This is a genomic window from Parasediminibacterium schistidii (assembly GCF_046546515.1).
Taxonomy (GTDB): Bacteria; Bacteroidota; Bacteroidia; order Chitinophagales; family Chitinophagaceae; genus Parasediminibacterium.
This window is the reverse complement of record NZ_JBKHKJ010000024.1, coordinates 51,094-64,798: the sequence shown is the minus strand read 5'-3', so window position 1 is coordinate 64,798 and position 13,705 is coordinate 51,094. Positions and strand designations below refer to the sequence as shown.

The following is a 13,705-nucleotide window of genomic DNA, read 5'->3' as shown; positions in this document are numbered from 1 at the left end:
TACTCCACCACTTCAACCGCTTCTTGCTCCATGGAAAACAAACACCACCACTATAAAATTGAAGACCAAGCCGATGTGGTTATTGCTATAAGGCATGTGAAACGAAAACCGATTTAAAAATAATAAAATTTTACCTTAAAAGGATTGCCTCCCCGTTCTTTTATGAATACTCAATACGCTGCAAACCCCAGTATTTCCTCCAGCAATTTCCTGTCGTTGCTTAGCCTTGGCACTTTGTGCTGCCCGCCCAGCTTGCCTTTGCTAAACAGCCATTTATTGAAGGTGTTGCGTGGCAATGCTTTTACCAAAGGCATACGCAGGGCAATGTCTTTGTGCCGCTTGGCCTCGTAGTCGCTGTTCAGGGTTTTCAATGCACAGTCTAGCTCGTAGGCAAAGGCTGCTATGTTTTCCGGGTCTTTCTCAAATTCTACTAGCCACTCATGGCAGCCATTGTTACCCTCGCTAAAGTAAACAGGTGCAGCCGTGTAATCGCTTACTACCACATTCAATTTTTTGCTGGCGATAGCAATGGCCTTGTCGGCATTGTCCACCATTACTTCCTCGCCAAAGGCATTCATGTAATGCTTTAAACGCCCAGTTACTTTTATTCTGAAAGGATACAAAGTAGTAAACTCCATGGTGTCGCCCACCAAGTAACGCCACAGGCCTCCATTGGTGCTTACCACTAGGGCATATTGCTTGCCTGTTTGCACATCCTTCAACCCGATTGTTTTCGGGTTTGGCTTGCCGTATTCTTCCACGGGCATAAATTCATAAAAAATACCGTGCTGCAATAGCAGCAATAGGCCATCGGCTTCTGGGCTGTCTTGCGCAGCAAAAAAACCTTCGCTGGCATTGTATATTTCCATGAACCGAACTCCTTCGCCCACTAGCTTTTTAAACTGTTCCCTATAAGGTACAAACGAAACGCCGCCGTGTATGTACAGCTCTAGATTTGGCCATACTTCTTTCAGGGTTTGCTTGCCAGTTATTTGTAAAATGCGCTTTATTAACAATATTGTCCACGTAGGCACGCCAGAGATAGAAGTTACATCTTCTTCGATGGTGCTTTGCGCCAGTTGTTCTATCTTGTTCTCCCATTCGTCCAGCAGGGCAATGGACAATTCTGGTGTACGTATCCACCCCGACCATACAGGGGCATTTTGCAATAGCACGGCACTTAGGTCGCCATATTGTATGTCATTGTTCAGCAGGCTTACTTGGTGGCTGCCCCCTACTACTAGCCCTTTGCCCGTGAGCAGGTCGCTATCTGGATTGAAATAATAATACATGGTCAGCACATCTTTGGATGCTTGATAATGCCCATCCTGGAGGCTTTCTTCTGTAATGGGTATAAATTTGCTTTTGTTGCAAGTGGTGCCGCTGCTTTTGGCAAACCATTTTACAGGCGTGTTCCAGAGCAGGTTGTCCTCACCCGCCATCAGTTTTTCTATATATGGCTTTATGTCGTTGTATTCGTGTATGGGTATGGCTGCTTTAAAGTCCCTGATAGAAAATACTTTTGAAAGCCCGTATTGCCTGCCCATTTCTGCATATTGGCCATGGGTTACCAAGTCCTGCAACACATCGCGCTGTGCGGCAATGGGGTTGTTCATCCATTGTTCTATACGCCAGTGCCGCATCCGGGCCAGGCGGGATATTGTAGGGCTAAGCAATTTCATACGCAACTAGTAAAAATAAATCGATTACTGCCAGCAAGGTACGCAATGATTTTGTGATAACAATTATTGTTACTATACACCACTTATTTTGCCACAAGGCACTAAGACTCGAAGCAGCACTAAGAAAAAATGGAAAAAGAAGAAATGAATTAGGCCAAATAAAAAAAGTTAAGCAACTCGTCACTTTTCTTTAATTGACACGAATGCACGGGTGCATAAAAGTTTTTCACTTTTTTTATTAAAAAATCAACCTAGCCCAACCTCACTACTCAAAAAAAAACGGGGCAAGTTACCCAAGGAAAAAGGTAACAGGAAACAGGCAAGGAGACAATATTTGCATATTTATAATAATATCAATATTTCCTAGTGTTTTATTAAAATAGTTTCAGTTTTGCCATTTTTGTGGGATTTTTACGCTGTTTCTTTTTTCAAAAATCGTTACCGCCTTTGTAAGCCATTGATTATCAATAACAACATCAAATTTTTGTGCGTAATTCATGCGTATTTTGTGCTTATTTTTTGAGTGATTTGTGCATATTTTGTGCTTATTTTATGCTTAATTTTGAGTGATTTGTGCGTATTTTAAAGCCATAAATACAAGACCAAATTTTGAGATTACAACTATTTTAATAGTTGTAAAAAAAAGATTTACGATTAGTATGCCAAGAGACTAGTTTGGTAAGTAGCTTGTATCAAGTGCATTTCTAAACAAAGTTAAGGTTTTTATAGATTGAGGGGTATCAGGACAAAGCGAAAAAGTTTTATGCACCCGAATGCACGAATAAGCACGACTAAAAAGATTAGTGTCCATTCGTGCATTCATGGCAAGTTCCCTATAGGCTTATTTCCTGTGTGGAAATTTATAGATGCTTTGTCTTTTTGCTTTCTTTATGCCTTAGTGGCCTTTTGTGTTTTCCTGCCTTCGTGGCATACTGCCCCAAATTGCACCTGAGCCAGTGAAAAATAATTTTTACCGGCTCATACTACTTAGTAACGTTTTCAAAACAACTTTCCCATTATTGCTATAAATATCATGGCTAAAGCCATTTAGTAGTGTCTGTTTCGCCCCCAGCCTAAAGGCATGGGGTTTACTTTTCTACAGCTTGAGGTTACTAACCCCATGTCTTTAGGCTAGGGATTCAGATGAGTACTTATCAGGCTTTAGCAGTGAACAAGATATTACTTGAATTGGGGAAAATTATTTTGAAACCTTTACTTATTAATATCATTTATAAGCTGTTGCCTGAATATTTATCTACTACCAAAATTATCTACTTTCGCGGCACAAAAAATAAAACAATGAGTAAAGGGCCTGTTTCCCAGTTTATAGAACACCACTACCGCCATTTTAATGCTGCTGCACTAGTAGATGCTGCAAAAGGATACGAAACGCACCTTACCGAAGGCGGCAAAATGATGGTTACCCTTGCAGGCGCCATGAGCACGGCAGAGCTGGGTATTTCTTTTGCCGAGATGATACGTCAAGGCAAGGTGGATATTATCAGTTGCACGGGTGCCAACCTGGAAGAAGACGTGATGAACCTAGTAGCGCACAGCCACTACAAGCGTGTGCCCAACTATCGGGACCTTACCCCACAGGACGAGTGGGACTTGCTGGAAAACCATTACAACCGTGTTACCGATACTTGCATACCAGAAGAAGAAGCTTTCCGCCGATTGCAAAAGCATTTGGTAAAACAATGGAAAGATGCAGAAGCAGCAGGCGAACGTTATTTCCCCCATGAGTTTTTGTACAAAACAGTACTAAGCGGCGAACTGGAACAGTACTACGAAATAGACCAAAAGAATAGCTGGATATTGGCAGCAGCAGAAAAAAATATCCCCATCATTGTCCCGGGCTGGGAAGATAGCACCACGGGCAACATATTTGCCAGTTATGTCATAAAAAAAGAACTACAAGCCAGCACCGTAAAAAGCGGCATTGAATACATGGTATTCCTTACGGAGTGGTACAGGGCAAACAGTGGCGGCAAGGGCGTAGGCTTCTTTCAAATTGGTGGTGGCATTGCGGGTGATTTCCCTATTTGCGTAGTACCTATGATGTACCAGGATTTGGAATGGCACGACGTACCTTTCTGGAGCTATTTCTGCCAAATTAGCGATAGCACTACCTCCTATGGTTCATACAGTGGTGCCGTGCCCAATGAAAAAATAACCTGGGGCAAACTAGACATACATACCCCTAAATTTATTGTCGAAAGCGATGCTACAATAGTAGCACCGTTAATTTTCGCTTGGATACTTGGGTGGTAAATAAACTACTACCCGAAAAGTTATTTGCCACAAAGGCACGAAGGCTCAAAGCAGCACCAAGAAAAAGAAAGAAAAGAAAGGTAATATGCTTTTTATTTTCTTCCCCCCTAGAAACTTTGTACCTCTTTGTGTCTTTGCGTCTTTGTGGCAATAAATACGCTAAAATAAAAAGCGGCTACCTTATTGGGATAGCCGCTTTTATTATGTGGTAAAACAATTAGGCATTAACCCAATGCTACCCTTACAAATTGTACTACTTTTAAATCAGCACTTACACTTTTCAGGTATTCTGCTACTGATTTGCTGCCATCTTTTACAAATGGTTGAGCCAATAAAGTTTGCTCTTTGAAGAAAGCATTCAATTTGCCTTCTGCAATTTTAGCTACCATTTCGTCTGGTTTACCAGCCATTTTAGGGTCAGCTTTCATTGTTTCTATAACAATAGCCCTTTCCCTTTCAATTGTAGCTGCAGGAACACTGTCAGCATCAACAGCCAATGGGTTCATCGCTGCTATTTGCATAGCTACGTCTCTACCAGCTTCTGGTTGTGTTTGGTTCAACGCTACCAATACACCCATACGGTTTGCACCATGGATATAAGAAGCAATATAAGGGGCTTCTATCCTTTCAAAACGGGCAATGCCTATTTTTTCGCCGATAGCTGCTAATTTGTCATTGATCAAATCACCTACTTTAGCACCATTTACGGTTACTTCGCTTAGTTCTTCTGCGCTTTTAACATCGTTTGAAACTGCTGCGTCAGCAATGCTTTGTGCAAATGCTACGAAATCTGCATTTTTAGAAACGAAATCTGTTTCGCAACTGATAGTGATAGCAAAACCTGTTTTGTTATCTGCTGTTGTAGCAGCGATAATTACACCTTCTTTTGCTTCACGGTCGCTACGTTTTGCAGCCACTTTTTGGCCTTGTTTACGCAACCAGTCGATAGCACCTTCAAAATCGCCATTTGCTTCGGTTAAAGCTTTACGGCAATCCATCATACCGGCACCTGTTGCCTGACGAAGTTTGTTAATATCTGCTGCTGTAATTGCTACTGCTGTACTCATGGTAATATCCTCCTTGGTTTCCGCTGTTTAGGCGGTTTGTTGTTAAATTTAGAAATGGCTGCAAAGTTTAGTTATGCAGCCATTCTTTATTATTGTTTTAAGTTTTGTGTTTTATGTTTTAAGTTAAGCAATGTATTTTTATTAAAACACAGGACTTAAAACATAAAACTCAAAACAGAATAAATTATCGGCTTCCACCTGGACCACCTGGACGACGTGTGTTGTTACTAGGAACACGGCGTTTTACTGGACCGCCTGGGCCACCTGCTGGTGCTGCTTCTCCAGTGCCACGACCGCCACCACGACGACCACGACCACCTTCTGCTTGAGCTTCTTGCTCTAAGCGGCGAGCCCTGGCTTCATTTTCGTTGTTGCCATCGTCTGTAACATCTTCATCATCTTTATTTGCTTGACGCTCTGCCAAACCTTCAGCAATAGCAGCAGTAATATAATTGGTGATGATAGCGATAGATTTTGTAGCGTCGTCATTTGCTGGGATAGCAAAGTCTACCTTATTAGGGTCAGAGTTTGTATCAACAACGCCGAATGTAGTAATGCCCAAACGCTTAGCTTCTGCTAAAGCAATGTGTTCAACGCTGATATCAACCAAGAACAAAGCTGATGGTAAACGACCCATCTGAGCGATACCGCCCAATACTTTTTCCATTTTGTCTTTATCACGGCCCATTGTAAGCTTTTCCTTTTTGGTAAGGCTTTCAGCACTGCCGTCGTTTAACATTTTGTCAATGCTTTGCATTTTCTTTACGCTCTTACGAACCGTATTGAAATTGGTAAGCATACCACCTAACCAACGTTCTGTAGCATAAGGCATGTTAACACGCTTAGCGCATTCAGAAACAATTTCTTTCGCTTGTTTCTTAGTGGCCACAAACATGATTTTTTTACCGCTTTTTGCAATTTGTTTCATTGCAGCAGCAGATTCTTGCAGGTGGTCTACAGTTTTGTTAAGGTCAATGATATGGATGCCTTTCTTTTCTGCAAAGATGTAAGGCAACATTTTAGGGTTCCACTTCTTCTTCAAGTGGCCAAAGTGTACGCCGGCCTCCAGCAGTTGTTGTTGTAATGAAGTGTTCGCTTCCATTTTTGTTTAAGTTTAAAAGTTTCACCATCCCATCCCAAAGAAGGGCTGGCGAAAACAGAATTTGAAATAATTTTTGAATATTATGTATTACCTCACCCCAACCCCTCTCCGAAAGAGAGGGGCAAGAATATTTAGTATTAACGTTTGCTGAACTGGAAGCTTCTACGGGCTTTCTTATGACCAAATTTCTTACGCTCTACGCTACGTGGGTCACGGGTCAATTGACCAGCGGCTTTCAGTATAGGCCTGAATTCTGGATTTACTTCCAACAAAGCACGGGCAATACCCAACTTTGCAGCTTCTGCCTGACCTTTTAAACCACCACCTTGTGCATTGATAACAATATCAAATTTACCGGCTACATCAGCCGTTTTGATAGGGGCTTCTACTTGGTTTTGTAAATAAACCAAAGGGAAATATTTTTTATAGTCTTTGTCGTTGATAGTAATTTTACCTTCGCCCCTGCTAATGAATACACGGGTTACGGCTTCTTTACGACGACCAACAGCGTTTTTTTGCTTTTCCATTTATTGTTGCTTTTAGTTACTAGCTTTTGGCTATTAACTGTTCGTAATTTAGAATTTTAACTCTTTAGGTTGTTGTGCAGTATGCAGGTGTTTGTCGCCAGCATACACAAATAATTTCTTGATCATTTTGCGGCCTAGGCGGTTTTTAGGAAGCATGCCTTTTACAGCCCTTTCTATCACAGCATCTGGGCGGCGTTTCAACAAGTCTTGTGCAGCTTCTTCTTTCTTGCCACCTGGGTAGCCAGAGAAGTTGATGTACATTTTGTCTTCCATCTTGTTGCCGGTAAAAAGAACCTTGTCGGCATTGATTACAATTACATTGTCACCACAATCAACGTGAGGTGTGTAATATGTTTTGTTTTTTCCTCGAAGGACGGCAGCAATTTTTGCGCACATACGTCCTACGGTTTGATTAGTACCGTCCACAACATACCAGTTGTGTGTAACGGTAGCCGCGTTGGCGTGTTTTGTTGTAAAATGAAGTTTGCTCATTGTAAAATGTTTAAGTTGCCTGTGCTATCCCACAGGGCTTTTTTAAATTTAGGCGGCGAAGGTAAGGGGAAGTATGTGAATAACATTGCGTTTCACAAAGTATTTTTTACTACACCTTTGTAAGTGGTTGATTTTCAATAAAAAATTTGATGTAAAATATAAATGATTGATAGTTTGTTGGTGCGTAAGTTGATTTGTTAGTGTTTTTTTGAGTTACTTCTCACCAGCTATATGCAACAAAAACTCAAAGAGGCACAAAGTTTCAAGGGAAAAGAAAAACCATATAATGCGTTTCTTCTTACTTTTTTCTTTGTGCTAATTCGAGCCTTGAAGCCTTTGTGGTAATAAAACTGAGAATGTATCAGTTATTTCAACAATTCGCAAGGTTTCAGCCCTGTATGCTTTTTAAAAGCCGCAGAAAAATGCGAAATGGAAGAATACCCTAATGCTGCTGATACATCTGTAACGCTCAAGCCTTTTTCGTACAACAAGTATTTGGCATGTTCCATCCGTTGTTGCTGGTAAAAATCGAATATAGTGGTGCCAAATATTTCTTTGAAGCCTTTTTTTACATAGCACTCGTTCATGGCTACTTTCCGGCTCAATTCTTTGATGGTAATGGGGTCGCCAATATGCTGTAGCAAAATTTCCCTTGCCTTATAAATCCCTTCCCTGCTCCTCTCGTCTTCCAAAAACTTGCAGCTAAATCCTTCTTCTTTCTCGTCAACCAGACAGTCTAAGCTGTACAGTAATATTTCATGCACTTTGGCATTGATAAAAATGTTTTCCAATGCGCCTGTGTAGCTATGGTTTAGCAAAGCATCCAGCACGTTCCTTTTTTTATTGCACAAAGGGAATACTTTGGTAAATGCGTTGGGGTGCTTAAAAGCCAAAACCTCATCTTTGCGGCTGCTCAGTTTTACATTGTGCGTAAACTGGTTTAAGAAACTGGCAGAAAAGTGGAAATTGAAAACATCCACTGTTACTTGCTTTCCATTGCAGTCAGTAGGCTTGTCTTTGCAGAACGAACAACTTTTGTCGTAGCAATATTTGTTGCCAGTAATACAATAGCGAAGCTCTAGAAAATTATCATTCGGTTGTTTTTCGTTGTAGTGGTACACCAACATTCCGGCATCGTCTGACAACCACTCGTTTTGGGCATAGTAGCGGTTGATATTATAGTTGATAGAACCCGGTATTTGTTGCTCTTTGTGGTACAGCAGTTCCATGGCCGGTTCAAAGCCGCCACGATGTGCCAATTTTAAAATGTCAAGTACTTGTTGCATTCTCAAAATGTTTGTATATGCAAATATAGTGTACATACATCTATTTTTACTAAATTGGGTTAAATAATGTGTTTTTTTACAATTCCAAGACATTAGCCTTTGTTTTTTCCCTATACTTTTGCTCTTATGGAAAAGCAAATTGAGATTATCAAAAGCACCCGGCAGGCACTGTTGCAGTTTGTGAGCGACTTAACGGTGGAGCAATTAAATGAAATACCTGCTGGTTTCAATAACAACATTATCTGGAACCTCGCCCATTTAATGTCTAGCCAGCAAGGCTTGTGTTATGTACGCTCTGGGTTGCCATTGTTTGTAGAAGAAAAATATTTTGAAAGCTACAAGCCAGGAACTAAGCCAGAAAATGTAGTAAACAGCGAGGAAATAGCCGCCATCAAGTTTTTGTTTTTATCGACTATTGAGCAATTCCAGCAAGATTATGCCAACGGGGCGTTTGCCAACTATACCTTGTTTACAAACCGGTATGGCGTAAACATCGCTTCTATTGAAGATGCCATTACGTTTGTCAATTTTCATGAAGGGATACATTTTGGGTATATAATGGCTTTAAAACGAGTGGTAAGTCGTAAGTCATAAGTGGTCAGTGGTCAGATTTCATTATCTACTAAAGGTATAGTTTTTCGGCGTTCTTATGGCAAATCATTGGGCAGTTTTTTTATCGAATAATGCAGATAAGCATGGGCTTATACACCAGTTGCTGTCTTCAAAAGCTACAAATGCACTTGCCACGTTTAATGGGCAAAAGGGGGCATTGTTTTCTACCATTGCCCTCAAAGAATTTATAGATGAAGAAGCCCTGCACGAGGAACTGGTGGTTTCTAAGGAATATAACCGAAGCATTAGGACGTTATCAAGTGGGGAGCAGAAAAAGGCATTGCTGGCTTATCTGTTAGCGCAAAAACCAGATTTTATTGTGCTGGACAACCCTTTTGACAACCTTGATATAGCCACGCAGGCATCATTGCTGCAAAAGTTGATTGAAATAAGCGAGCATATATCTATTGTGCAATTCATTAACCGGGCTAAGGACTTGCTGCCCTTTATTGCTAATGCAGCAAGTTTAGAGGGCAATCAATTGATTTTTTATGATAGTGTGCAGGCTTATCTTAGCCAGCACCTGGCAGCACATTTGGAAACCTTGCCCGCCCCTGTACCCAAGCCTATTCGCGCATTTGATATACAAGGCAGCGAGCTGGTAAAGTTTACAAACGTTACGGTTAGCTACGAAGGCAGGGTAATTGTAAAAAAAATAAACTGGACAATAAAGAAAGGTGATTTTTGGCAATTGGTGGGGCCCAACGGAGCTGGAAAAACCACTTTGCTTACTATGATTACAGGAGATAACCCAAAAGCATATGGGCAGGACTTAATACTGTTTGGAAGGAAAAAAGGCAGTGGCGAAACCGTTTGGGAAATAAAAGAAAAGATTGGCTACCTTACCCCTGCCATGACCGATTTGTTTAGTACTAGACACACTGTGGGGCAAATGATTGTTTCTGGTTTTTTAGACTCTATTGGGTTGTACAAGCAGCCATCGGACATTCAACTAAGGCTGGCAGACGAATGGCTGCACCTAATTGGGATGGTACACCTAAAAAACAAACCTTTTTGCAACCTCACTTTAGGCCAGCAACGCATGGCTTTGATAGCCCGTGCCATGGTAAAGCACCCTCCTTTGCTAATACTGGACGAAGCCATGAGCGGCTTGGACGATGCAAATGTGGAATTGGTATCGATGCTTATTAACAAAATTGCTGCCGAAAGTACTACTGCCATACTTTATGTGTCGCACAGGGTGGAAGAAGGTCTTGCACCCGATAAAATATTTGCTTTGACGCCTAGCGAGGGTGGTTCGAAAGGGACGGTGTTGTAAGTCAATGCATTAATTGTGCCTAGGATTGGCATATAAACACAAAACTATAGCCTACTTGAGTATCCAATAAAACCATTTTGCCATGAATGCACGAATATTCACAAATAAAAAGATTAGTGTCGATTCGTGCATTCGTGGCAAAGGCTTAATAAATTGGCTTAGACTGTCTTACTTTGTCAATAATTCCTTTACTAAAGCAGATATGGTTTTGCCATCGGCTTTGCCAGCCAGTTGCTTGGAGGCTACGCCCATCACCTTGCCTAGGTCTGCGACGGAAGCAGCACCTACTTGTGCGATGATGGTAGCTACTGCTTCTTTTATTTCTGCTTCTGACATTTGCTTGGGCAAAAACTTTTCTATCACGGCCATTTCTTCCAATTCCTTGGCAGCAAGGTCTGCACGGTTTTGTTCTTGAAAAATAGCAAGGCTGTCTTTGCGTTGCTTCATCATTTTTTGAAGCAGTTTTAGTTCGCCTTCGGCAGATATTTCGCCGTTTGCACCTGGTTCTGTTTTTGCCTTTATTATTTCTGCTTTTATAGCCCTCACCCCACGCAGCCCGCCTTCATCTTTTGCTTTCATGGCCTCTTTCATTAGTGCCATTACTTCTGTTTCTAAACTCATTTTGTTATTGTTTTAAGTTTTGTGTTTTAAGTTTTGTGTTTTGAATTTTGTTTATTAACATAAAACTCAAATAATAAAACTTAGAACAATTATTTTGCTTCTTTCAATTGTGCTGCCCTGAACTTGGCATAAAAATCTTTTGCGTAAGCCTTCATTTCTGCTACCAATGGGTGCATGTGCGTGGCACGGTCAAACGTATCGGCCATGCCCATCATGGTTTGATAGTAAAAATCGGCCATTTCATCCACCATCATGTCTTTTGTCCACAAATCTATCCGCATTGCGCTTTTGTCTTCGCCATCCCAGAAAGAAAGCATGGTGGCTTTTGATTTCTGCATCATGTCGGCCGTGCTGTCTGTGGCCGTCCATAATATTTCGCTGGGTACTTTATCCTCGTCTAGGTTTACTTCTACCGTTATTGTCGATTTCATTATTGCTTCTTTCTTTAAAAGTTGCAAAAGTACAGTTTTCTGTCGAGGCAAAGAAGGGGGTGGCAAGGAGGGATATTTGCAAAATGCTTAACTGGTTTGGTAACTGGTTACTAAACTACTTGTAAGCCTTTATTTAAAATAGCTCTTGCATCTTCTAAATGCTCATCTGTAAGGCCAACAAGTGGGCTGGTTAATATTAAGTTTTTCTTTAAAAAATCAGGAAGCTCATTTAAAGATTTATCATCATCTATAATGATGAAGTTTTCAGTTGTTTTATTGGCATTGAACCAATTTACAACTTCATCTTTTCTGCTGAGGTTATTTATATTGTTTTCAAGGGGTTTTATGTTGTGAATATCAATGCCACGTTTTTTAAAAATAGCTTTCCACTCCTCAATAGTATAATTTGATTTATGGGAAGTTGTAAGCATAAAAGTGGTATCTTCCGAAATCAAATCCTTAAGGGTACGGGTAGCCTTGTTACTAAATGCAGGGAATCCATCATTTAGCAATTCGGGGGCTTTCCAACCTTTTGCAGGTACCAGTACGCCATCTATATCTAAAAATATCAACATCCTAACAAAAATACACCTTATTTCAATAAATCAAAAATTTGGGAGATTGGCATATTATTGTATTCTGCGTCTTGGTTATTAAGCATATTTATTTTGGCAGTGGTATCCCAATCCTCATCTTCAAATAAAACTGATTCCCATTCTATTAATATAGTTGCGGATGTACTAAATGTGGGTGTTTTTTCAATAGGGTAGTTCGCTAAAAGAGCGGCTAAATATCTATGATGACCATCGCCAATCAAATTGCCATCTACCTTTATAGCAGAAAATGCAATGCCAGCAGACATTTTTCTATACATCCTGTTTATAATTGGTAGGCATAGCCTTTTCTGTGTTGGAAGTAGGTCAATTTTAGTTGTAGAAATAAAATCTTGAATGATTTGTTTAGTAATTTTCTCCACTAGTTTTTTCTTTAGAAACCAAATTTATTAGAATTTTAATCTAGAATAAAACAATAAGGTTGTAACGTTTTTTTTAAAGATGTTGACAATAAAAATGAAAAAAGCAGGGCATTCTACAATGATACCCTGCCTTAATTCAAAATTCAAAACTTAAAATTTAAAACAACCTACAAGTACTTATCGCCTTTGCTGCGTTTTACCTCGGCTACATATTCTTTAATGGCTTGTTCTTTTTCTTTTTTGCAGATAAGCAAAGCATCAGGGGTGTCTATTACGATGTAATCTTCTAGCCCTTGCAATACAATCAGCTTGCCTGGAGGCGCACTTACCATGCACTTAGCCGCATCTATAATAATTGTGCTGTCGCTGGCAACGGCATTGCCCAAAGAATCTTTTTCTAGGTTGTCATAAGCACTTGTCCATGTACCTAAATCGCTCCAACCAAAAGAAGAAGGAATAACATATACGTTTTCTGCTTTTTCCATCAGGGCCACGTCCACCGCTACATTTTTGCACTGTGGGTAAATACGGTCTATCGCTTCTTTTTCGCCCGGGGTGTTCAGGTGTTGTTTTTCTGCATCAAACAAATCAAATGTATCGGTATCGTATTTTTCAAACGCATCCACCACATCCTGTGCTTTCCAGATAAAGATGCCGCCATTCCAAAGGAAATCACCGCTTTCCAAGAATTTCTTGGCAATTTCTAGGTTGGGTTTCTCGGTAAATGTTTTTACACGGTAGATGCCATCACCTGCATCATCATTCTGGTCAAACTGGATATAGCCATACCCTGTGTTAGGATAGGTAGGCTGTATGCCTAAGGTAACAAATGCTTTGTTTTTGCTTACAAAGTCCAATGCCTTTTTTGAAATGTCAATGAATGTTGCGGTGTCGGCAATCATGTGGTCGCTAGGGGCAACAATCAAAGCAGCATTAGGATTTTGCTGCAATAATTTAAAGGAAATATATGCCACGCAAGGGGCGGTATTTTTGCGACTAGGCTCGGCAATTATGTTTTCCAAGTGAATATCGGGCAATTGCTCTGCGCATATACTGCTATACTCGGCAGCGGTAACTACATAAATATTTTCTTTTGGCACAAAGAGGGCAAAGCGCTCAAATGTCCACTGTATCAGGCTTTTGCCTGTGTTCAAAATATCTAAAAATTGCTTGGGGTACCCAGTGCGGCTTTGTGGCCAAAAACGGCTGCCTATGCCTCCAGCCATGATGGCTACATAATAATTGGGGTTGTGTTCAGTACTCATTTTCCTATTGTGTTGTTTTAAAGTTCAAAAACCAAATATAAAGGTTAAAAATAGTGGTGGGTATTAAATTATTAACACGGCCGTAGCCACA

Annotated in this window: 14 protein-coding genes; 3 read left to right on the top strand and 11 right to left on the bottom strand. The window is 40.5% G+C overall.

Annotation, left to right across the window (positions count from 1 at the left end; all coding sequences use genetic code 11):
- Positions 1-170 precede the first annotated feature (170 nt).
- Positions 171-1,682, bottom strand: coding sequence for a GH3 auxin-responsive promoter family protein (locus ACHFIY_RS14015; protein ID WP_410846732.1), 1,512 nt, complete (start codon positions 1,680-1,682; stop codon positions 171-173).
- A 1,299-nt stretch (positions 1,683-2,981) separates the two neighbouring features.
- Here ACHFIY_RS14015 and ACHFIY_RS14010 point away from each other — a divergent pair.
- Positions 2,982-3,956, top strand: a complete 975-nt coding sequence (locus tag ACHFIY_RS14010; RefSeq protein ID WP_410846731.1) for a deoxyhypusine synthase family protein — start codon at positions 2,982-2,984, stop codon at positions 3,954-3,956.
- Positions 3,957-4,180: 224 nt separating this feature from the next.
- Here the strand turns inward: ACHFIY_RS14010 and tsf are convergent, their stop codons facing one another.
- The 5 genes from tsf to ACHFIY_RS13985 all read right to left on the bottom strand — a co-directional run bounded on the left by tsf (position 4,181) and on the right by ACHFIY_RS13985 (position 8,430).
- Positions 4,181-5,023: a translation elongation factor Ts gene (tsf, locus tag ACHFIY_RS14005; RefSeq protein ID WP_410846730.1), complete on the bottom strand. Its 843-nt coding sequence runs from the start codon at positions 5,021-5,023 to the stop codon at positions 4,181-4,183.
- Positions 5,024-5,207: 184 nt separating this feature from the next.
- Complete coding sequence (gene rpsB, locus ACHFIY_RS14000; RefSeq protein ID WP_410846729.1) at positions 5,208-6,125, bottom strand: 30S ribosomal protein S2; 918 nt, start codon at positions 6,123-6,125, stop codon at positions 5,208-5,210.
- 137 nt (positions 6,126-6,262) lie between these two features.
- Positions 6,263-6,652, bottom strand: a complete 390-nt coding sequence (gene rpsI, locus ACHFIY_RS13995) for a 30S ribosomal protein S9 (RefSeq protein WP_410846728.1) — start codon at positions 6,650-6,652, stop codon at positions 6,263-6,265.
- Between the two features lie 48 nt (positions 6,653-6,700).
- The gene (gene rplM, locus ACHFIY_RS13990) at positions 6,701-7,144 is read right to left on the bottom strand and encodes a 50S ribosomal protein L13 (RefSeq protein ID WP_410846727.1); all 444 of its coding nucleotides are present in this window, start codon (positions 7,142-7,144) and stop codon (positions 6,701-6,703) included.
- A gap of 365 nt (positions 7,145-7,509) precedes the next feature.
- Positions 7,510-8,430, bottom strand: a complete 921-nt coding sequence (locus tag ACHFIY_RS13985) for a helix-turn-helix domain-containing protein (protein ID WP_410846726.1) — start codon at positions 8,428-8,430, stop codon at positions 7,510-7,512.
- 126 nt (positions 8,431-8,556) lie between these two features.
- Here ACHFIY_RS13985 and ACHFIY_RS13980 point away from each other — a divergent pair, with 126 nt between their 5' ends.
- Together ACHFIY_RS13980 and ACHFIY_RS13975 are read left to right on the top strand one after the other, a co-directional pair.
- Entirely contained in the window at positions 8,557-9,024 is a 468-nt protein-coding gene (locus ACHFIY_RS13980) for a DinB family protein (protein ID WP_410846725.1), read from the top strand.
- A 55-nt stretch (positions 9,025-9,079) separates the two neighbouring features.
- Positions 9,080-10,321 carry an ATP-binding cassette domain-containing protein gene (locus tag ACHFIY_RS13975; protein ID WP_410846724.1) on the top strand — a complete coding sequence of 414 codons (1,242 nt, stop codon included), beginning with the start codon at positions 9,080-9,082 and terminating at the stop codon, positions 10,319-10,321.
- Between the two features lie 168 nt (positions 10,322-10,489).
- Here ACHFIY_RS13975 and ACHFIY_RS13970 read toward each other — a convergent pair whose 3' ends face one another.
- From ACHFIY_RS13970 to ACHFIY_RS13950, 5 genes are all read right to left on the bottom strand, one after another.
- Entirely contained in the window at positions 10,490-10,942 is a 453-nt protein-coding gene (locus ACHFIY_RS13970; protein WP_410846723.1) for a GatB/YqeY domain-containing protein, read from the bottom strand.
- Positions 10,943-11,031: 89 nt separating this feature from the next.
- Positions 11,032-11,373 (bottom strand): gliding motility protein GldC, encoded by a 342-nt coding sequence (gene gldC / locus ACHFIY_RS13965; RefSeq protein ID WP_410846722.1) that lies wholly within the window; start codon positions 11,371-11,373, stop codon positions 11,032-11,034.
- Between the two features lie 110 nt (positions 11,374-11,483).
- Positions 11,484-11,948: an HAD domain-containing protein gene (locus ACHFIY_RS13960; protein ID WP_410846721.1), complete on the bottom strand. Its 465-nt coding sequence runs from the start codon at positions 11,946-11,948 to the stop codon at positions 11,484-11,486.
- Positions 11,949-11,965: 17 nt separating this feature from the next.
- Positions 11,966-12,349, bottom strand: a complete 384-nt coding sequence (locus tag ACHFIY_RS13955) for a hypothetical protein (protein WP_410846720.1) — start codon at positions 12,347-12,349, stop codon at positions 11,966-11,968.
- 167 nt (positions 12,350-12,516) lie between these two features.
- A complete protein-coding gene (locus tag ACHFIY_RS13950) occupies positions 12,517-13,614 on the bottom strand; it encodes a mannose-1-phosphate guanylyltransferase (RefSeq protein WP_410846719.1) in 1,098 nt (365 codons plus the stop codon).
- Positions 13,615-13,705 lie beyond the last annotated feature (91 nt).

Coding starts and splice junctions, on each gene's coding strand:
- ACHFIY_RS14015 (WP_410846732.1), bottom strand. CDS start 1,682: ATGAAATTGCTTAGCCCTACAATATCCCGCCTGGCCCGGATGCGGCAC.
- ACHFIY_RS14010 (WP_410846731.1), top strand. CDS start 2,982: ATGAGTAAAGGGCCTGTTTCCCAGTTTATAGAACACCACTACCGCCAT.
- tsf (WP_410846730.1), bottom strand. CDS start 5,023: ATGAGTACAGCAGTAGCAATTACAGCAGCAGATATTAACAAACTTCGT.
- rpsB (WP_410846729.1), bottom strand. CDS start 6,125: ATGGAAGCGAACACTTCATTACAACAACAACTGCTGGAGGCCGGCGTA.
- rpsI (WP_410846728.1), bottom strand. CDS start 6,652: ATGGAAAAGCAAAAAAACGCTGTTGGTCGTCGTAAAGAAGCCGTAACC.
- rplM (WP_410846727.1), bottom strand. CDS start 7,144: ATGAGCAAACTTCATTTTACAACAAAACACGCCAACGCGGCTACCGTT.
- ACHFIY_RS13985 (WP_410846726.1), bottom strand. CDS start 8,430: ATGCAACAAGTACTTGACATTTTAAAATTGGCACATCGTGGCGGCTTT.
- ACHFIY_RS13980 (WP_410846725.1), top strand. CDS start 8,557: ATGGAAAAGCAAATTGAGATTATCAAAAGCACCCGGCAGGCACTGTTG.
- ACHFIY_RS13975 (WP_410846724.1), top strand. CDS start 9,080: ATGGCAAATCATTGGGCAGTTTTTTTATCGAATAATGCAGATAAGCAT.
- ACHFIY_RS13970 (WP_410846723.1), bottom strand. CDS start 10,942: ATGAGTTTAGAAACAGAAGTAATGGCACTAATGAAAGAGGCCATGAAA.
- gldC (WP_410846722.1), bottom strand. CDS start 11,373: ATGAAATCGACAATAACGGTAGAAGTAAACCTAGACGAGGATAAAGTA.
- ACHFIY_RS13960 (WP_410846721.1), bottom strand. CDS start 11,948: ATGTTGATATTTTTAGATATAGATGGCGTACTGGTACCTGCAAAAGGT.
- ACHFIY_RS13950 (WP_410846719.1), bottom strand. CDS start 13,614: ATGAGTACTGAACACAACCCCAATTATTATGTAGCCATCATGGCTGGA.